This is a genomic window from Enterococcus bulliens (assembly GCF_053761865.1).
Window position 1 is genome coordinate 94,888 of record NZ_JBSMXK010000004.1, and the last position, 18,114, is coordinate 113,001.

Here is an 18,114-nt window from a genome sequence, read left to right on the forward strand (position 1 = left end):
GCGTTTCACCTCTTCTCTTTTCATCATATCTTAATTTTTGAACGCTTACAATAATTTTCTAAAAAAACAGACGATCGCGTGACGCGATCGTCTAGTACAACTTATTTTTCTACTAAAACCTGATCCATTTGTGCTAAAGCATCCAACGCGCGATTTGCTAATGTTTCATAACGCGTTTTTTTGTCGCGAATACGTTCAGGTAATTCTGGGAACAGTCCGAAGTTTGCATTCATCGGTTGGAAATGTTTTCCTGAGGCATGGGTAATGTAGTAGGCCATCGATCCGATTGCCGTTTCTTGTGGAAAGACGACTAATTCTTCTTCTTTCGCTAATTTCGCCGCATTGATCCCAGCAACTAACCCACTTGCTGCACTCTCAACATACCCTTCAACACCAGTCATTTGGCCTGCAAAAAACAAGTCTTCACGTTTTTTAGATTGATACGTTTGGTGTAATAATTCTGGTGAATTCATAAAACTATTGCGATGCATGACACCATAACGTACGATTTCAGCGTTTTCAAGTCCTGGGATCATTTGAAATACGCGTTTTTGTTCGCCCCATTTCAAATGCGTTTGGAATCCAACGATATTATACAGTGAAGCCACGGCATTGTCTTGGCGCAATTGAATGACTGCATATGGACGTTTCCCTGTTTTAGGATCTTCTAATCCAACTGGTTTCATTGGTCCAAACAACATCGTTTTAGGACCACGAGTTGCCATCACTTCGATTGGCATACAGCCTTCAAAGTATTTTTCTTCTTCGAAATCTTTCAATGGTGCGACTTCAGCATTCACAAGTGCTTCACGAAATGCTTCAAATTCTTCTTTTGTCATCGGACAATTTAAATAAGCCGCTTCTCCTTTATTATAACGTGATTTCAAATATACTTTATCCATATCGATGGTGTTTTTATCGATAATCGGAGCAGCCGCATCATAAAAGTAAAACCCATCTGATCCATTGAATGCTTTAATCGCTTGGGCTAGTGGTGCTGAAGTTAGCGGACCAGTAGCCACGATCGTGATCCCTTCTGGAATTTCGGTGATCTCTTCTTCTACTACAGTCACTAAAGGATGTTCTTTTACACGTTTTGTGATCAATTCTGAAAAAGTATCGCGATCAACTGCCAACGCGCCACCGGCTGGGACAGCCGTTTGATCAGCAGACGTGATGATCACTGAATCCAAACGACGCATCTCTTCTTTTAACACACCTACAGCATTGGTTAGGTTATTTCCACGTAACGAGTTGGAACACACCAGTTCAGCAAAATTTGCTGTATGGTGAGCTTCTGTTGATTTTTTTGGACGCATTTCATATAAGCGAACCGGTACCCCCGCTTTTGCGACTTGCCAAGCTGCCTCGCTTCCAGCTAGACCTGCACCGATGACATTTACTGTTTTCATACTGTTTCCCCTTTGTTCATCAAATTATTTTTGTACATCTTCTTCATAATCGCCAGTCGGACACACCACTTGTTTGCCACCTTTGACTTTTTTCTCTACTAAATAATGCGTACATTTTGGACAATCACGTCCAACTGGTTTATCCCAAGAAGTAAATTCACACGTTGGATAGTTCGTACAACCATAAAAAATACGATTTTTTTTCGATTTACGTTCAACGACTTGTCCTTCATGACATACAGGACATGGCACACCGATTTCTTTGACAATCGGTTTGGTATTACGACAGTCTGGAAAATTGCTACATGCATAGAACTTTCCATATTTCCCTAACTTGATCACCATCGGATGACCGCATAATTCACAATCAAAGCCTGCTGGTTCATCTTTGATTTGGATTTTCTCGATTTTTTCTTCTGCTTCTGTCAATTCTTTTTCAAATGGACGATAGAAACGATCAACGATATTGACCCATTCTTCTTTTCCTTCTTCAACATGATCGAGATTTTCTTCCATTTCGGCTGTAAAACGGACATCTACGATTTGTGGGAAGAATTCTTCCACTAAATTATTGACGATTTCTCCTAATTCAGTCGGCTCAAAACGTTTTTGTACCAACTTAACATAATAACGTCGTTGAATCGTTTCTAGTGTTGGCGCATAGGTCGACGGACGTCCTACCCCATTTTCTTCTAACGTACGAATCAATGTCGCTTCACTAAAACGCGCTGGTGGTTGTGTGAAATGTTGTTTAGGTTCGATATCGACTGATTTGACAAGATCCCCAACTTCTAGATCTGGTAAGATGTTTTCTTTATCTTCTTTCCCATCATCACGACCTTCGATATAGACTTTCATGAATCCTTGAAACTTGACTTTAGAACCATTCGCAATGAACATCACGTCATTTTGCTCCAACGTAACTTTCATCGTATCCAATATAGCCGGTTTCATTTGACTAGCAACTAGACGTGACCAAATCAAACTATATAACTTCATTTGATCTTTATCTAAATATTTTTCTAACGACTGTGGTGTACGCAAGCTACTTGTCGGACGAATCGCTTCATGGGCATCTTGTGAGCCTTGTGCATTGGCTAATTTTCTAGTTGAATGCGCTGCGTATTCTGCTCCATATGTCTCTTCAATAAATCCCGTCACTTCAGCTTTTGCAGAATCAGCGATCCGTTTTGAATCCGTACGCATATACGTAATCAATCCAACTGTCCCTTGTTTTCCAAGAGAGATTCCTTCATACAATTGTTGTGCGACCATCATCGTTTTTCGTGTTCTAAAATTTAATTTACGAGCTGCCTCTTGTTGCATGCTACTTGTCGTAAACGGCGCAGCGGGATTGCGTTTGCGTTCGTTTTTTTCCACTTTTTTCACTTCAAATTCACGTTCAGTCAAACGACTCGTTACCGCTTCAACAGCTGCTTGATCGGCTAGTTTTTGCTTTTTACCTGCGATCCCCCAAAAATTGGCTTTGAATTTTTTACGTGCTTTTAAAAAATTGCCTTCAATCGTCCAATATTCTTCAGGTTTGAACTGGCGAATCTCTTTTTCTCGATCAATAATGATTTTTAAAGCTACCGACTGGACGCGCCCAGCACTCAATCCTTTTTTCACTTTTCGCCATAGAATCGGACTTAGTGAATACCCTACTAAGCGATCTAAGATCCGTCTTGCTTGTTGTGCATCTACACGATCAAGATCGATCGTACGTGGTTCTTTAAACGCAGCTTTGACTGCTTCTTTTGTGATTTCGTTAAAAACCACACGATTTTTTTCTGTCAAATCAAGACCAAGAAGATAGGCTAAATGCCAAGCAATCGCTTCTCCTTCTCTATCCGGGTCACTTGCTAAAAAGACTTTTTCTGCTTTTTTTGCAGCTTTACGTAACTCTTTGATCACATCGCCTTTTCCGCGAATCGAAATATAATGAGGCTCATATTGGTTTTCAACATCGATTCCCATTTTACTCTTAGGTAAATCGCGAATATGGCCGACACTGGCTACTACTTTATAATTTCTTCCTAAGTATTTCTCAATCGTTTTTGCTTTTGCTGGTGATTCTACAATAACTAAATATTTATAGGCCATAAAAATGGCTCCTTCCTAAAAGTTTCTACTATATAATAGGTACTTTTTTGTGTTCCAAATCGTAGCTAATCATATCGAGTAGAAATTTATTTGTCAAGAAGTGAGCAAATTTTTTTCATGATTTTTCTAAATTTTAACGATAAAAGTGAGCTTCTGTAACAATTTGTTGTCCACTTGTCGTGCAGATCGCACCATCTAAAATCAACTCATGGCACCCATGTGACTGACCCGATAAAATATCGCCTGGTACAGCGAATACATCTTTTCCATACTCTAAAGCTAATTGTGCAGTAATCAGTGCTCCACTTCTTTGTTTTGCTTCAATGACACAAAGAGCATCGGCAATTCCTGCGATTATTCGATTGCGCATCGGGAAAAAATAAGGCTTTGGTCGAATTCCTTTTGGATGTTCACTAAGGACTAAATGTGTCTGACACATCTCGTTAAATAACGAAACAGCTTCCTTAGGATAACAATAATCTAAACCACAAGCGACTACACCGATAGTCTTTCCACCTTTTGTTAGAGTTTGATAATGCGCAGCACAGTCGACTCCTTTTGCTAAGCCACTAATGGTGATGATATTTGATTCAACTACTGCTGGAATCATTTGTTGTACGACACGATATGCATATGTCGTCGCTTCTCTAGCTCCGACAACCCCTAGACATTTCGTTGTGTTCAACAACTCGATATCCCCTTTATAAAATAACACACAAGGTGCATTATGGATTTCTTTTAATTGTTTAGGATAACGAGGATCAAAATAGGTGATCCATTGTTGATCGAGGATTTTTAACTCTAATGCTTCATCTGTCAAACGCGTAAAACTTTCTATAAATTGGTGCTTCGTACGATTTAACTGCGCTATATGGCTGAGCTGATTAGCTGAGTAATTCACTGCTTTTTGTTGAACAAGCTGTTTCAAAATTTTACCTTTTCCAATAATTCCGATCCCTTCACAATATGTCAAACGCAATAATAGTTGATCATAAGTAGTGAATTGTTTAAATTTTAGCAAAAAAATCCCTCTTTTCCGTAAAGTCGTTACTACTACTTACGTCAAAAGGGATTCAATTAACAATATTTTTTTACTGGTGCAAATGTTTTACGGTGAATCGGCGTAATGCCATAAGTTTCTAAAGCCGTTAAATGTTTCGCTGTACCATAGCCCGCATTGTGCTCAAAATCATATTCAGGATAGCATTGGCTGTAGTCTGACATTTTTTGATCACGAATCGTTTTAGCGACGATACTCGCTGCAGCAATCGAGACGGAACGCGCATCGCCTTTGATAATTTTTTCTTGCGGAATCGCTACATCTAGTTTCATCGCATCGATCAATAAATAGTCTGGTGTAAGCGTTAATTGTTCAATCGCCGCATACATCGCCCGTTTACTCGCCTCATAGATGTTGATTTCATCAATGACTTTAGGCGATACTTCACCGACACCAATCGCTAAGGCACAAGCTTGGATTTGTTCATATAACGCCAAACGCTTGGCTTCACTCAATTTTTTTGAGTCGTCAAGTCCTATAATCCCATGGTTTTCAGGCAAAATCACTGCTGCAGCAACAACGGGTCCAGCCAATGGGCCGCGACCGACTTCATCGATACCTGCAATATACTGGGCGCCCTTTTGACGCGCTTCTTGTTCAAAAACAGACATTTCGATGCATTTTTGAACTAATTGCATATGCTGTTCTTGGCGTTTGTGATACTGTAAAAATGCTTGTTGTACACCTTTACGCGGATCTGCTTTGAATTGACTGGTTTCTTGTTCGGATAACCGGTCGACTGTTTTTAGATACGCTTTAATGTCTTTAATCGATTGCATCTAGTTCTTCCTCAATTTCATCGACACGGTCTAACGTGAAGCGACCTAAGCGTTCTTGGCGAATATCAAGTAAGATCCGTTCACTTGCTCGCTCATAATCGTCTCTAAAACCTAATTTTTTTGTAATTTCCATCAGTAACTCAGGAGCTGGCCCTTGTTCCATTTCTTGAGCAAATTTATACCGTGCGCTCAAACGATTCGGATAATACCGGACAAAAAAGTCGATTCCATATAACGCGATATCATCTAAGTGCAAAAGTTGGTCTTTGATTGCTCCACTTAATGCCAATTTTTTACCGATCAATTCATCTTCAAATTTCGGCCATAAGATTCCTGGAGTGTCCAAAAGCTCCAGTTCATTGGCTACACGTAGCCATTGTTGACCTTTCGTTACACCTGGTTTATTTCCTGTTTGCGCGATTTTTTTTCCGATCAAACGATTCATCAATGTCGATTTTCCGACATTTGGGATCCCAATGACCATCGCACGAATCGCTCTTGACTGGATACCGCGAGCTTGATCACGTTCGCGTTTTTCTGCTAATACTTTTTTTGCCGTTGCCATAATCGCTTTAACACTAGTGTTTTCTTTGGAATTAATGGCTAAAGCATAGAATCCTTGTGCTTTAAAATAGTGAATCCACTGTTTTGTTTGGACTTCATCTGCTAAATCTGCTTTATTTAATAAAATCATTCGCGGTTTTTGTTGAACGATTTGGTCTAACATCGGATTGCGTGAAGATAGCGGTAAGCGTGCATCGACCAATTCGAATACCATATCGACAAATTTTAATTTTTCTGTCACTTCACGTCTTGCTTTGGCCATGTGGCCGGGAAACCATTGGATTGTCATCGTTTAATTCCTCTCACTTTACACTCATTGGATCCATTTCATCTCACGAATTGGATAATAGACAAAAAAGGCTTTACCGATGATTTGGTCTTCACTGATTGCACCAAATGATCGGCTATCTTTAGATACTCGGCGATTGTCTCCAATCACAAAATAACTATCTTTCCCTAGTTTGTCGACATTCATCAATTCTTCTAATGAAAAATCGTTTGTATATGAATTTTGATTCTGATCTTTTGCTTTATTTTCGGCTAGATAAGGTTCTGCCATTTTTTTGCCATCGATATATAATTGATCTTCTTTGTAACTGACTGTTTCACCTGGCAGTCCAATCACCCGTTTGATATACGTATTCCCATCAGCTAACTGAAAGATAACGATATCAAAACGCTTGATTTTTGTAAATTTTTCAACCAATACCCAGTCATTTTGTTTTAACGTTGTATTCATTGAATTTCCTTCGACTGGGATCGGTAGAAATAAAAACCCTCGAACAATCAGTGCAATAAATGCCACTACGACACTATACTTACAGGCTAGCCAAAAATACTCGAGAAGCAATCGTTTCTTCATGTTTATCGGCTCCTATTTTTTCAGCTCCACAAGCGCCCGTTCATACATCGCGTCTTTTTCTTTTAATAAGGTCGCCGCTGCTTCTTGAATTTTTTTAACCGTCTGTGCATCGACAATACCAGTCACACTCAATCCTTGGTCTTGTTGAAATTGTTCAACAGCTGTTTTTGTGGCATCTGTGAATTGTTCCCCAGAAAGATCGCCATACCCTAGACCACTTAAATACGTATTTAGACTTTTCACAGCTGTCGCACTGACTCCTAGCGATAATTCTTGATCTGTTGGCAATGGTGTGGCGTAAACAAATACTGGATAGTCGACTTCGATTGTTGGTGTGATCCCTTTTTCATGGATCCAATTTTTATTTGGTGTCAACCATTTTTTGATCGTTAATTTCACTTCACTACCATCTTGATATTCTGTGATCGTTTGCACAGTTCCTTTACCAAACGTTTTTGTTCCAATCAACGGGATATTCGCCGATTCATTCACAGCACCTGCGAAAATCTCTGAAGCCGAGGCACTGCCGCCATCGACAAGTACAACGGTAGGTTCTGTTACTTTGAATCCACCATCTAATTCTTTAGAGGCAACCGTCTTTTGGATAGTGCCATCACGATCTTCTAATTGGACGATGGTTTGACCATCTTTTAAGAACATACTTGCCATATTACTTACTTGATCTAACAGCCCTCCAGGATTTTGGCGCAAATCGATTACAAAAGCAGTTGCACCTTGCTTACGTAAGGATTCGATCGCTTCTTTCAATTCTGTCGCCGTTTTTTCTGCAAAGGTTGTAATTTCGATTTTACCAATTTCAGGATGTTTATCGTCAATACTTGATGTCACTGAGTATAATGGAATCTTATCACGCGTTAGTGTGACTTTAAATGTATCGTCACCACGTTTTAACGTTAGCGTTACATCCGTCCCTTTTTCTCCTCGAACTTGATTTACGATCTCTGTTAACGTCTTATCCGTCGTCTCTTTATCATCTACAGCTAAGATTTGATCTCCCGCTTTTAATCCGGCTTTTTCAGCTGGTGTATCTTTGATCGGCGCTTGTGCGATTTTTGGAATACCATCGATCAAAGTCAACGTCGCACCGATTCCTTCAAAGCTATCAGATAGAGATTGGTTTAGTTCGGTGGCTTCAGGTTTTTCAAGATATGTCGTATACGGATCGTCTAAAGCTTCCGTCATTCCCTTTAACGCACCATCAACTAATTTATCCGTATCGACTTTTTTATAGTAATTTGCTTCTAACACATCATAAAGCGCATGTAATTTAGCTAATTCATCTGTACTCGCTACTTGATTTGGCATCAAGGTATTGTTTGTAAAGTGATCCACACTAAACACCACACCACCAGATACAACGGCTGTGAGTAGTAATGAACCTACGAAAAGCTTTTTAGAAATTGGTTTTTTCTGTTTCATAAAGCGGCCTCCAACAGTTCTCATTTTACACTATCTTCCTTATACTACCATGAGAAAAAAAAAAGAAAAAGAGTGGATACTCTTTTTCTCTTATTTCTTATTATGGGCCACATAAAGCTCCCAAATTTCATCGAATAACTGCATGCTTGACACATAGTCTGTTTCAAGTTCTAAATATGAAGAAATCTCATCATATTCACAACTTTGTTTAGGGAATTGAGCATCTAAACTCACTGCTTGTGCAAATAAAGACACTGGATCATGTGTCAAGGCGCCACGTAGCGTAAGAACATAGTGATAGAAACTTCTTGTCATCGCCAATTTTCCTCAACAAATTGCGCCCGTTTTGCATGATTGCGTGCAAAGTTTTCAGGATCTTTTTTATAATACTCTTGATGATAGATTTCAGCCGGATAAAAATCTTGCGCCGCTTCGACCGTCGTCACGATCGGATCAGTAAAGCGTTGGCTATTTGCCAAGCGTTCTTTACTCTTTTCTGCGGTGATGCGTTGTTCATCCGTAACATAAAAAATCACAGGACGATAATTATCACCTCGGTCTTCAAATTGACCAAATGCATCCGTGGGGTCAGTTTGTTGCCAATAAACCTCTAATAATGCTTCATAAGAAATCACAGCTGGATCAAAGATGATCTCAACAGCTTCTGTGTGACCTGTTGTATGTTGTTTCACTTGTTCGTACGTTGGGTTTTTAACATGTCCTCCAGTATAGCCAGAGACGACGGAATGAATTCCAGCTTGTTCGTCAAAAGGCTGAACCATACACCAAAAACACCCTCCTGCAAATATTGCGCGTTCCACACACTTCACTCCTATTCTTTAGTTGATGCCGGTAAGTATAAACTAGCTTGGATCACATCGTCAACTAGATCAATCTTTTCTGCTTTAATAAACAATCCATTTTGCATTCTAAATTGATCTAAACGGATCATGACCGTTTTTTCTTTGGCATCGATTTCGATCCATTCTGGTAATTCATAACTGCGTTTGATCAGCTTCATCACTTCACTGATCGGCACTCCTAATGTTCCGATTGAAAGTGATTTAGCTTTTAATTGCACATTGCCATCTTCCATTACATAGGGATCGAAATATAAATAAAAATTGATCGGCACTCCCAATAATTTAAATTCACCTGTTAGCATCGCTTGATCATTTAGCACAAATTCATAATCCAATCCACTTTTCTCACGGTAATCGGCTAAATAAAAATCGATCAATTCGTTGACTTGTGTTTTATTGCTCGAGATATTGACGACTGGTGTTCCATTCCGCTCAACAATAGCTGGTGTCTCTTTCACCGGAAATGGCTTCGTGTCAAGTATCCGACTTGTGATAAATACACCTGTTCCTAAGATCAGTCCGACCAAAACTAAAAAAGCAATTTTCCAATAATTGTGTTGCTTTTTATTTTGATGAGATATTTGCTTATCTGTTTTTGGTTCCATTTTGCTCACTCCTTTAGTAGCCATTCTGAATGGGTATCGACAATCTCTGTTTTCAATGCTTTACCGATCAGTTGATAGCCCAGTTTATTAGGATGAAATTTATCTGATTCTGATAAGACATTATTTTCGACGACATCTTGTAACACGCTACTTGAAGCGGTACTATTGGTCGTTTGCTTTTCGACAGATTCATCGGTTTGTAACGTTTGACCTTCTGTTCCTTTGTAGATCAAATCATTGATCGGGATAAAGTACATGTTACGTTGTTCTTTGATGGTTTCTTGTGTTGCGTCATTCCAATTATCGACAATCGTCTGCATCTCTTCAATATTTGAAAAATTCAAATAAAAAGGATTGTAAACACCGATAATATAGACTGGTGCTTGCCCATTGAGTTCCCGAATTTTCGTAAGTAGTGCCGTTACATGCTCTTGATAACTTGCTTGTTGTGTTTTCACTTTTTTTACAGATAATGAAAAGATATTTTGTTGGATCACTTTCATTAAATCATTGCCACCAAAAGACATCGTAATAAAATCAGCAGACTTGATTTTTGCTTGTAATGTGTCATCTTTGTTGATTCTATTTAAGATCTGATCACTTCTTTGTCCAGCGACTCCGGCATTGGTTGCGGTAAAAGATACGGTTTTATATTGTTCTTCTAATGCTTTTTCTAAAATCGACACATATCCACCTTGATCAGTTTGATCTCCAATTCCTTCTGTCAATGAATCCCCGATTGCGACAAACTGGATTGACTTCTTATAAGATTGACTAGCTGTTTGTGTGACAGGCGTTTCTTTGGTCGACTCTTTTGGTATGAGCGCATTTAACCCTAACCAAGTAGCCAGTCCTATGATCAAGATCAATCCGATAATCAAACTAAATTGCGAAAGTTTCTTCATCTATTCACCCCTTGGATTTGAAAGAAAAAACCACAAGAGCACGTCACACCCTTGTAGTTTTTTCTATTATTCACTATAGTACATCATCGCAAATGCACCATTTCCCGTGTGTGTTGCAATAATCGGTGTCGTGTGTAAGATCGGAATATGCATATCGGGAAACATTTGCTCTAATTCAGCTTTGAATTCCAACATTTGCGCATGTTCTCCAGCATAAGAAATCCCGATTTGCTTGACGTGTTCTAGAGCAATTAATTCCTCTTTGAACTGTTTAAAAAATTTCGTATATGTCTTAGCACCTCGACCTTTAACGGTTGGAATCAATTCAGAATCTTTTAATTCCATGACAACGCGAATACTTAAAAAACTAGAAAGCAAGCCAGTCACTCGGCTGATTCGTCCACCTTTGACTAGATTTTCTAAATTTGAAACGCCGATATACAGTTTCGTGTTCTTTAAAATATTTTGAACTACCGCATACGTTTCATCTAAAGAAGCCCCTTCTTTTGCCATTTGCGCCGCACGAATAACGGCAAAAGACAATCCTTGGTCTGTCATATCTGTCTCAACAACTGTTACTTTACTTTTGGTCAATTGACTCGCTTGATGTGCCGCATCTACTGTCCCGCTAAGTGCTCGCGTCATGTGGATTGATAGAATCTCGCTGCCATCTGCACCTAATTCATCATATAATGCGACGAATTCGCCAATTGGCGGTTGGCTAGTCTTCGGTAATTCTTTGGCGTTTGCCATCATCTCCATAAACTGCTCACCAGATAATTGATCGTCATCGGTGTATAGTGTCCCGTCGATCATGACGGATAAGGGTACCACAGAAATAGCTAATTCATCGCGAACGTGCTTTTCCATCGTACACGATGAGTCTGTTACGATCTTAAGTTTTTGCATGCTTTGCTCACTCTCTCTTTAAAAAAAGTCTATTTTCATGTACACTACTGATAGACATAGTTGTGTTTAGTATAACAGACTGCTATGGTTTTTTCATCTATTTTATCATTAAACTGCAAAGGGATGAGGTTCGTGCAACAAACGAAATTTACTAGAAAATACTATATTTTAAATGAAATTTTAAATGCCTGTACACACGGGATCGGCTTTGGCTTAAGTGTTGCTGGATTGGTGCTCTTACTGATCAAAGGAGCCCATCAAGATGCGTTACACGTCGTTTCGTATGCGCTATATGGCTCAATGATGATTTTGTTGTTTCTCTTTTCGACTCTATTCCATAGTTTAATTTTTACTAAAGCAAAAAAAGTATTTCAAGTGTTTGATCATGCTTCCATTTTCTTATTGATCGCAGGAAGTTATACCCCGTTTTGTTTATTAAGCGTAGGTGGTTTATTTGGCTGGATCTTGTTTGGCTTGATTTGGCTTATGGCTTTGGCTGGCATCGTGTATAAATCTTTAACCTTGCACAAAGCACAGCACGTATCAAAAATCTCGACGATCATTTACGTCATTATGGGATGGCTATGTGTGCTTGCAGCTCCACAATTATTGCATTCCTTAGGTACTAGTGGAATGTTGCTTTTATTCTTTGGTGGTGTATCCTATACAGTTGGGGCTGTTTTGTACAGCTTAAAAAATATTCGTTACATGCACGTCGTATGGCACTTATTCGTCATGCTTGGTGCAGCATTAATGTTCTTTTCCGTCTTGTTTTATACATAACAATAACCCGCTTTTCCTATTTAACATTCAGAAAAGCGGGTTATTGTTATTTTTTTTCAAATAATTCAAATGTATGCGCGTAATGGTTTTGTTCATCCACAATCCCAGGGATCGTCTTCGTCAATTGCCAATCGTCCATATTGACACAATCTGTTGGGAACAACACATCCCCTGTAAACGTTGCATGGATCATAGTACGATAAAGATGCGTACAGTAAGGTAACATCGAACGAAAAATACCTGTACCACCGATCAAATAGTAGGTCTCTTGATGGTTTTCCATATAGTCTAAAATTTCTGCAGGTGTATGGAAAACCAGTACGTCTTTTGCTTGGTAATGCGGATCTGTCGTCAAGACAATATTGACCCGGTTTGGCAAAGCGCGCTCGCCCATCCCTTCAAACGTTTTGCGCCCCATAATGATCGCATGCCCCGTCGTTTGCTCTTTAAAAAACTTCATATCATTTGGCAGTGACCACGGGAGTTTTCCGTCTTTACCAATCACGCCATTTTCATCTTGTGCCCATAGTGCAATTAACATCTTTCTCTCTCCTTTATACCGCAATCGGTGCTTTAATCGCTGGGTGTGGATCATACCCTTCTACTGTAATATCTTGAACATCCAAATCAAAAATCGAAGAAACCTCTTCATTGATCCTAAGTTTAGGGAATGCTTTGATTTCACGTGACAATTGCATTTGCATTTGTTCTAAATGATTACTATACAAGTGGGCATCCCCAATCGTATGGATAAATTCTCCGACTTCTAGACCCGTTTCACGCGCGATCAAGTGCGTCAACAAAGCATAACTAGCGATATTAAAAGGAATTCCTAAGAAGACATCTCCGCTACGTTGGTATAATTGACAACTTAATTTATTCTCGTGAACATAAAATTGAAACATCGTATGACATGGAGGTAAAGCCATCGTTGGGATATCTTCTGGATTCCAAGCAGAAACAATCAAGCGTCTAGAGTCTGGTGTCGTTTTGATCATGTCGATCACATCTTTGATTTGATCGATCGTCTCATTACGACTCGTCTGCCAATGACGCCATTGATAGCCATAAACTTTCCCTAAATCACCAAACTTGGCTGCAAATGCTTCATCTTCTAGAATTCGTGTGCAAAATAGCTGCAATTCTTTCTGATATTGTGCGTTAAATGCTTCATCGACGAGACAGCGGCGCCCAAAATCGGTCATATCGACGCCAGTATAGTCTTCACTTTCAACATACTTTTTAAATGCCCATTCATCCCAAATATGATTGTTGTGCTCTAATAAATAACGGATATTGGTATCCCCTTTTAAAAACCATAACAATTCACTTTTGATTAAACCAAACGGTACGCGCTTGGTCGTCAATAGTGGAAAACCCTTTGTCAGATCAAAACGCATTTGATACCCAAATACACTTTTTGTTCCTGTACCCGTTCGATCGGATTTTACGTTTCCTTCTTCTAAAATTTTTTGTCCTAGCGCTAAATAAGCTGCCTCCATCATTGTTCCTCCTTGATTAAACAAATTGACTCAAATACTCCCAACGTGCATAGCGTTCTTCTAGTTGTTCATTTTGTTCATCGATTTGTTTTTGTAACATTTGCAATGCAGTAAAATCCGATCCTTGATGCAACATCTCTTCATTTAACGTCACAAGCTTATCCTCAATCGTTGCGATCTCGTCTTCAATTACTTCCCATTCTTTTTGTTCAAGATAACTTAATTTGGTCTTTTCTTTCGTTACAGGCGTAGCGATCGCTTTGACTTCTTTCACTGGTTCATTCGTATCTGTCTTTTTTTGTGCAAGATACTCTTCGATCGTACCAAAATAAGTATCAATATTTGCTTGACCGTTAAAGATGACTAATTTTTCTGCTACCTTATCTAAAAAATAACGGTCATGTGAAACAGTTAAGACCGCACCAGGGAAAGTTTGTAAGTAGTCTTCTAAAATCGTTAGCGTGGCAATATCTAGATCATTTGTTGGCTCATCAAGCAATAAAACATTTGGTTGTTCAATCAATAATTTTAATAAATACAAACGGCGACGTTCACCACCTGATAATTTAGCGATTTTGCTACCGTGTGTGTGACGTGGAAATAAAAAGCGTTCCAACAGTTCGGTCACACTGATCGTCGTGCCATCTGAACGTTGTATTTCTTCTGCTACTTCTTGTAGGTAGGTGATCATCCGTTTTTCAGGATCGATCGCTTCGGTCTGTTGCGTATAATACGCCAGTCTAACCGTTTCTCCGATACTGATCGTTCCTTGTTGCGGTGTCAAGTATCCACTGATCAGATTGAGTAAGGTCGACTTGCCCGCACCGTTTTCACCCGTGATCCCTAAGCGTTCACGCGCTTGTACAAGTAAAGAAAATCGATCTAAGATTGGTTGATGCTCGATTTGATACGATACCTCTTTTAACTCAATGACTTTTTTACCTAAACGTGTTGTATCAAAATCCAGTTCAATCGCTTCTTCTTGTGTCCCTTGTTTGAGTGAACCTTTTAATTCATCAAAGCGTTTGATACGCGCTTGTTGTTTGGTCGTACGTGCTTTTGCACCTGCACGCATCCAAGCTAATTCTTGCTTATAAAGCTGTGCGCGTTTACTTTCTTGTTCCTGATCGATACGGTCGCGTTCAGCTCGTTCCACCAAATAGTTTTCATAGTTGCCTTTGTATTCGGTCAGTTCGCCATTAGACAATTCAAACATGCGATTGACGACTCGATCTAAAAAGTAGCGATCATGTGTCACAACAAGCAACGCCCCTTTATACTGTGCTAGATACCCTTCTAACCAGCTAATCGCTTCATAATCTAGATGGTTTGTTGGTTCGTCTAATAACAATAGATCGGGGGCAGTGATTAAGACTTGTGCCAATCCGACACGTTTTTTTTGTCCTCCAGAAAGACTGGCAATCGTTTGCGTTAGATCTGAAAGTCCTACTTGCTGGAGAATGCTTTTTGCTTGTGCATCGATCGTCCACGCATCTAATTCATTCATTCGTTGCTCGGCTTTTGCATATTGTTGTTGCGCAACTTCGTCTACTCCATTTTCACTAAGTCGAGTAAGTGCCTGTTCGTAGATTCGTACAGCATTTAACTGCGGCGTATCTGCTTGAAATACGGCTTCTAAAATCGTTTGTGTTTCATCAAGATCAGGTTCTTGAGCCAAGTAACCGATTTGGTAGTCACTTGGATAAAAGACTGTTTGCTGATCACCATCTCCGCGGTCAATCCCTGCTAGAATTTTCAATAGACTCGATTTTCCCGTACCATTGATCCCAATCAAGCCGATCCGATCTTTTTCATGGATCAAAAAGGATATTTGATCAAAGATCGTTTTTTCACCATATGTTTTATGTAATTGGACGACTTTTAATTCTTTCATCGGACCACTCCTTTTTTTCATCTTGCCTATTTTAACATAGTTTGTAACAACAATCTAAAAAAACTTCTAGATCGTAAAATGATCTAGAAGTTCAACTTAATCCTTAACCTGTTGCAAGGCATACGATTCTAATAAATTCACTTTTTGACGGTATTCGTTTGCCGAAAACAGCGTGATTTTATCAGACCCTTCATACTCATCGATGATCTTACGCTCTAAATAATACCCACGTAAAATCTCTTTCGCATAAGCTGGTTCTTGCTGAACGGTAAACGAAAAAGGTAAGTGTACATGTTGGATTTGCTTTTTCATATCTTCACGACGACGCAAATAATACTGAACGATCGTTGGCTCAAAAATATCTTCTAAAGTCGATAAACTTTGTAAAACCAATTCATTATTTTGTAAAAAGACCTTTCGAACATCCAATACATCTCTTTGGATGATCTCTAAACGTGTATCTGCTCTGGTACTTTGCCAAAAGCGTTTTGGATGAAGTACAATCCGAAACATCCGCCGCCAGAAGACTAAACTAAAACTAAAAAATGAAAAGACTTGACGTTTAAATGAAGTTTCATAACGTTTTAGAAAACGAGAATACAAGCGGTATCCATTCATCGAAATTTCACCTTTACGATATGACTCTTCTAATCCTTCTTGCTCGATTGCTAAAATCAAGGCTTGAATCTCCTGAACTTCTTGTTGCTCTGATTCCGTCATCGATTCGGTATACAATTCCCAAACACGTGAATGGTAATGATCAATCACGGCTTCGATCGCAATGATGTCGGTCTCTTCTAGATCAGCTTGTTCAATATCTTGATGTAAGTTTTCGATTACTTCACTTAAAATGGCGACTTCATTTGGATCGATCGGCTTTTCCGCTTCTCCATCTGAAAGTAATGGCAAAGCAATCATTCCACCCACTAAAGAGACCATAATCACACAAGCTGTTAAAAAGAGCAACAAGGGCCGCTGATCAAAATCCAAGCCATTGATGGAGACCGGCAGAATAAAGATCGTGGCTAAACTGACAGTTCCTTTGACACCACCAAAAGTTAGCATTAAAATCTCACGAAACTTCCCTTTTAAGTGCGTAAACCCTTTTGTAAATCCAAAAAATAGCGAGATCCCAATTAAACGAATCAAAATCAAGACGATTGCAATAACTAAAATTACAAATACTAAGTGCATATTTGCATATTCTTGACTTTTCCAAATCGGTGAAAACACTTGTGACAGTTCAATCCCTAAGAATAAGAACACCAGTGAATTTAATGTAAAACTAATTGTTTTCCATGTACTATCTGAAATATTTGCTAATTCAGCTTCGAATAACGTTACTTTTCGATAGCCCATCGATTGTAGCACTCCAGCAACTACCGCTGCGATAATTCCTGAAGCATGAAACATTTCAGCTAGTAAATAGGCCACAAAGGGCAAGAGTAACTCGATCAAAAGATACACGATCACATCTTGTGCTGAGATCCGCTCAATCAATTTAATGATACGATTTTTGATCCAAACCACAGCAAAACCTGCTACAGCTCCACCAATACTAGAAAGAACTAAGCTCAAAGAGGCATTGATCAAAGAAAATGAGCCGGTGATCAGCGCAGCTACCGCAAATTGAAAGGCAGTTACCCCGGAAGCATCATTTAGTAATCCTTCTCCCTCTAAAATATGCAAAACACGTGGTGGGATTTTTAATCGTTTAGCTAGAGAGCCTACAGCTACGGCATCGGTTGGTCCTAATGCCGCACCAAAGGCAAAGCACGCCGCAAGAGGAATTGACGGAAGCAAAGTCTTCAGCGTTAATCCGATAATGACTAACGTTCCGATCACTAATCCAAAGGCTAAAAATAAAATAATTGAAAAATTCTTTAATACTTCTGGTACATCCGCAGCTTCACCTTCTCTAAATAGCAAAGGGGCAATGATCATAATCAAAAAGATTTCAGGTTCAAACGCAATATCGGATGCATACTTTGTCATCCCCAAAAGAATTCCTAAAAAGATCTGTGCTAAAAAAACTGGCACAGTGGGTACCACTTTACTAAAAATATTTGAGAAAGTGATGGCTATGGCTACAATGACGAGTAGCTCGATAATTTCCATAGCATCATCTCCGTTCTTCTTTTTTCTTTACCTCGACCAATAATTTTAAGAAAGCTTCTTTTTTATCCAAGACTTTCTTTTCCACTTCAGATAGATCTGTCTCATGCTTGCCGTCTAATTCTAACTGTGTGCGTTTTGCTTCTAAACGAACAATATCATGTTTGAGTGATTCTGTACGTCTAAATGTCAATGGATAACGTTTACGTAGACATTCACGCATCGCCTTGCGTTCTTCCAACGTGAGATTCCCATATTTTTCATGTAGTTGTTTCATTTTCACTTCAAATTCCGTTGTCATTTGCGTTTACTCCTTAT

Annotated in this window: 18 protein-coding genes; 1 reads left to right on the plus strand and 17 read right to left on the minus strand. The window is 39.2% G+C overall.

Going from position 1 to position 18,114, the window contains the following annotated elements; genetic code table 11:
* Positions 1–101: 101 nt before the first annotated feature.
* The 12 genes from trmFO to ACWOEC_RS03680 all read right to left on the minus strand — a co-directional run bounded on the left by trmFO (position 102) and on the right by ACWOEC_RS03680 (position 11,502).
* A complete protein-coding gene (trmFO, locus tag ACWOEC_RS03625; RefSeq protein ID WP_297075436.1) occupies positions 102–1,412 on the minus strand; it encodes an FADH(2)-oxidizing methylenetetrahydrofolate--tRNA-(uracil(54)-C(5))-methyltransferase TrmFO in 1,311 nt (436 codons plus the stop codon).
* 24 nt (positions 1,413–1,436) lie between these two features.
* The gene (topA, locus tag ACWOEC_RS03630) at positions 1,437–3,515 is read right to left on the minus strand and encodes a type I DNA topoisomerase (RefSeq protein WP_455305975.1); all 2,079 of its coding nucleotides are present in this window, start codon (positions 3,513–3,515) and stop codon (positions 1,437–1,439) included.
* Between the two features lie 133 nt (positions 3,516–3,648).
* A complete protein-coding gene (dprA, locus tag ACWOEC_RS03635) occupies positions 3,649–4,536 on the minus strand; it encodes a DNA-processing protein DprA (RefSeq protein ID WP_455305977.1) in 888 nt (295 codons plus the stop codon).
* Between the two features lie 56 nt (positions 4,537–4,592).
* Positions 4,593–5,354, minus strand: a complete 762-nt coding sequence (locus ACWOEC_RS03640; RefSeq protein ID WP_455305979.1) for a ribonuclease HII — start codon at positions 5,352–5,354, stop codon at positions 4,593–4,595.
* Positions 5,341–6,207 (minus strand): ribosome biogenesis GTPase YlqF, encoded by an 867-nt coding sequence (gene ylqF / locus ACWOEC_RS03645; RefSeq protein ID WP_455305981.1) that lies wholly within the window; start codon positions 6,205–6,207, stop codon positions 5,341–5,343. The genes ACWOEC_RS03640 and ylqF overlap by 14 nt, the downstream gene beginning before the upstream one ends.
* A 24-nt stretch (positions 6,208–6,231) precedes the next feature.
* On the minus strand, positions 6,232–6,780 hold the full coding sequence (gene lepB / locus ACWOEC_RS03650; RefSeq protein ID WP_455305983.1) for a signal peptidase I: 549 nt from the start codon (positions 6,778–6,780) through the stop codon (positions 6,232–6,234).
* Positions 6,781–6,792: 12 nt separating this feature from the next.
* On the minus strand, positions 6,793–8,220 hold the full coding sequence (locus ACWOEC_RS03655; protein ID WP_455305985.1) for a S41 family peptidase: 1,428 nt from the start codon (positions 8,218–8,220) through the stop codon (positions 6,793–6,795).
* 90 nt (positions 8,221–8,310) lie between these two features.
* Positions 8,311–8,535 carry a YozE family protein gene (locus tag ACWOEC_RS03660; RefSeq protein ID WP_297075419.1) on the minus strand — a complete coding sequence of 75 codons (225 nt, stop codon included), beginning with the start codon at positions 8,533–8,535 and terminating at the stop codon, positions 8,311–8,313.
* A complete protein-coding gene (msrA, locus tag ACWOEC_RS03665; RefSeq protein WP_455305987.1) occupies positions 8,532–9,041 on the minus strand; it encodes a peptide-methionine (S)-S-oxide reductase MsrA in 510 nt (169 codons plus the stop codon). Before msrA ends, ACWOEC_RS03660 begins: the two co-directional genes overlap by 4 nt.
* 11 nt (positions 9,042–9,052) lie before the next feature.
* Positions 9,053–9,688: a YpmS family protein gene (locus ACWOEC_RS03670; RefSeq protein ID WP_455305989.1), complete on the minus strand. Its 636-nt coding sequence runs from the start codon at positions 9,686–9,688 to the stop codon at positions 9,053–9,055.
* 5 nt (positions 9,689–9,693) lie between these two features.
* Positions 9,694–10,593 (minus strand): SGNH/GDSL hydrolase family protein, encoded by a 900-nt coding sequence (locus ACWOEC_RS03675; protein ID WP_455305991.1) that lies wholly within the window; start codon positions 10,591–10,593, stop codon positions 9,694–9,696.
* A 66-nt stretch (positions 10,594–10,659) separates the two neighbouring features.
* A complete protein-coding gene (locus ACWOEC_RS03680) occupies positions 10,660–11,502 on the minus strand; it encodes a DegV family protein (RefSeq protein WP_455305993.1) in 843 nt (280 codons plus the stop codon).
* Between the two features lie 132 nt (positions 11,503–11,634).
* Here ACWOEC_RS03680 and trhA point away from each other — a divergent pair, with 132 nt between their 5' ends.
* The gene (gene trhA / locus ACWOEC_RS03685) at positions 11,635–12,285 is read left to right on the plus strand and encodes a PAQR family membrane homeostasis protein TrhA (RefSeq protein ID WP_297075411.1); all 651 of its coding nucleotides are present in this window, start codon (positions 11,635–11,637) and stop codon (positions 12,283–12,285) included.
* A 46-nt stretch (positions 12,286–12,331) separates the two neighbouring features.
* On the opposite strand, the gene ACWOEC_RS03690 is transcribed toward trhA, so the two are convergent.
* The 5 genes from ACWOEC_RS03690 to ACWOEC_RS03710 form a co-directional block, all read right to left on the minus strand.
* Positions 12,332–12,826, minus strand: coding sequence for a dihydrofolate reductase (locus ACWOEC_RS03690; RefSeq protein WP_455305995.1), 495 nt, complete (start codon positions 12,824–12,826; stop codon positions 12,332–12,334).
* A gap of 13 nt (positions 12,827–12,839) precedes the next feature.
* Positions 12,840–13,787, minus strand: coding sequence for a thymidylate synthase (locus ACWOEC_RS03695; protein WP_455305997.1), 948 nt, complete (start codon positions 13,785–13,787; stop codon positions 12,840–12,842).
* A gap of 16 nt (positions 13,788–13,803) precedes the next feature.
* Positions 13,804–15,681 carry an ABC-F family ATP-binding cassette domain-containing protein gene (locus ACWOEC_RS03700; protein ID WP_455305999.1) on the minus strand — a complete coding sequence of 626 codons (1,878 nt, stop codon included), beginning with the start codon at positions 15,679–15,681 and terminating at the stop codon, positions 13,804–13,806.
* A gap of 96 nt (positions 15,682–15,777) precedes the next feature.
* Positions 15,778–17,799, minus strand: coding sequence for a cation:proton antiporter (locus ACWOEC_RS03705; protein WP_455306001.1), 2,022 nt, complete (start codon positions 17,797–17,799; stop codon positions 15,778–15,780).
* 4 nt (positions 17,800–17,803) lie between these two features.
* Positions 17,804–18,097, minus strand: a complete 294-nt coding sequence (locus tag ACWOEC_RS03710) for a hypothetical protein (RefSeq protein ID WP_455306003.1) — start codon at positions 18,095–18,097, stop codon at positions 17,804–17,806.
* Positions 18,098–18,114: the final 17 nt, after the last annotated feature.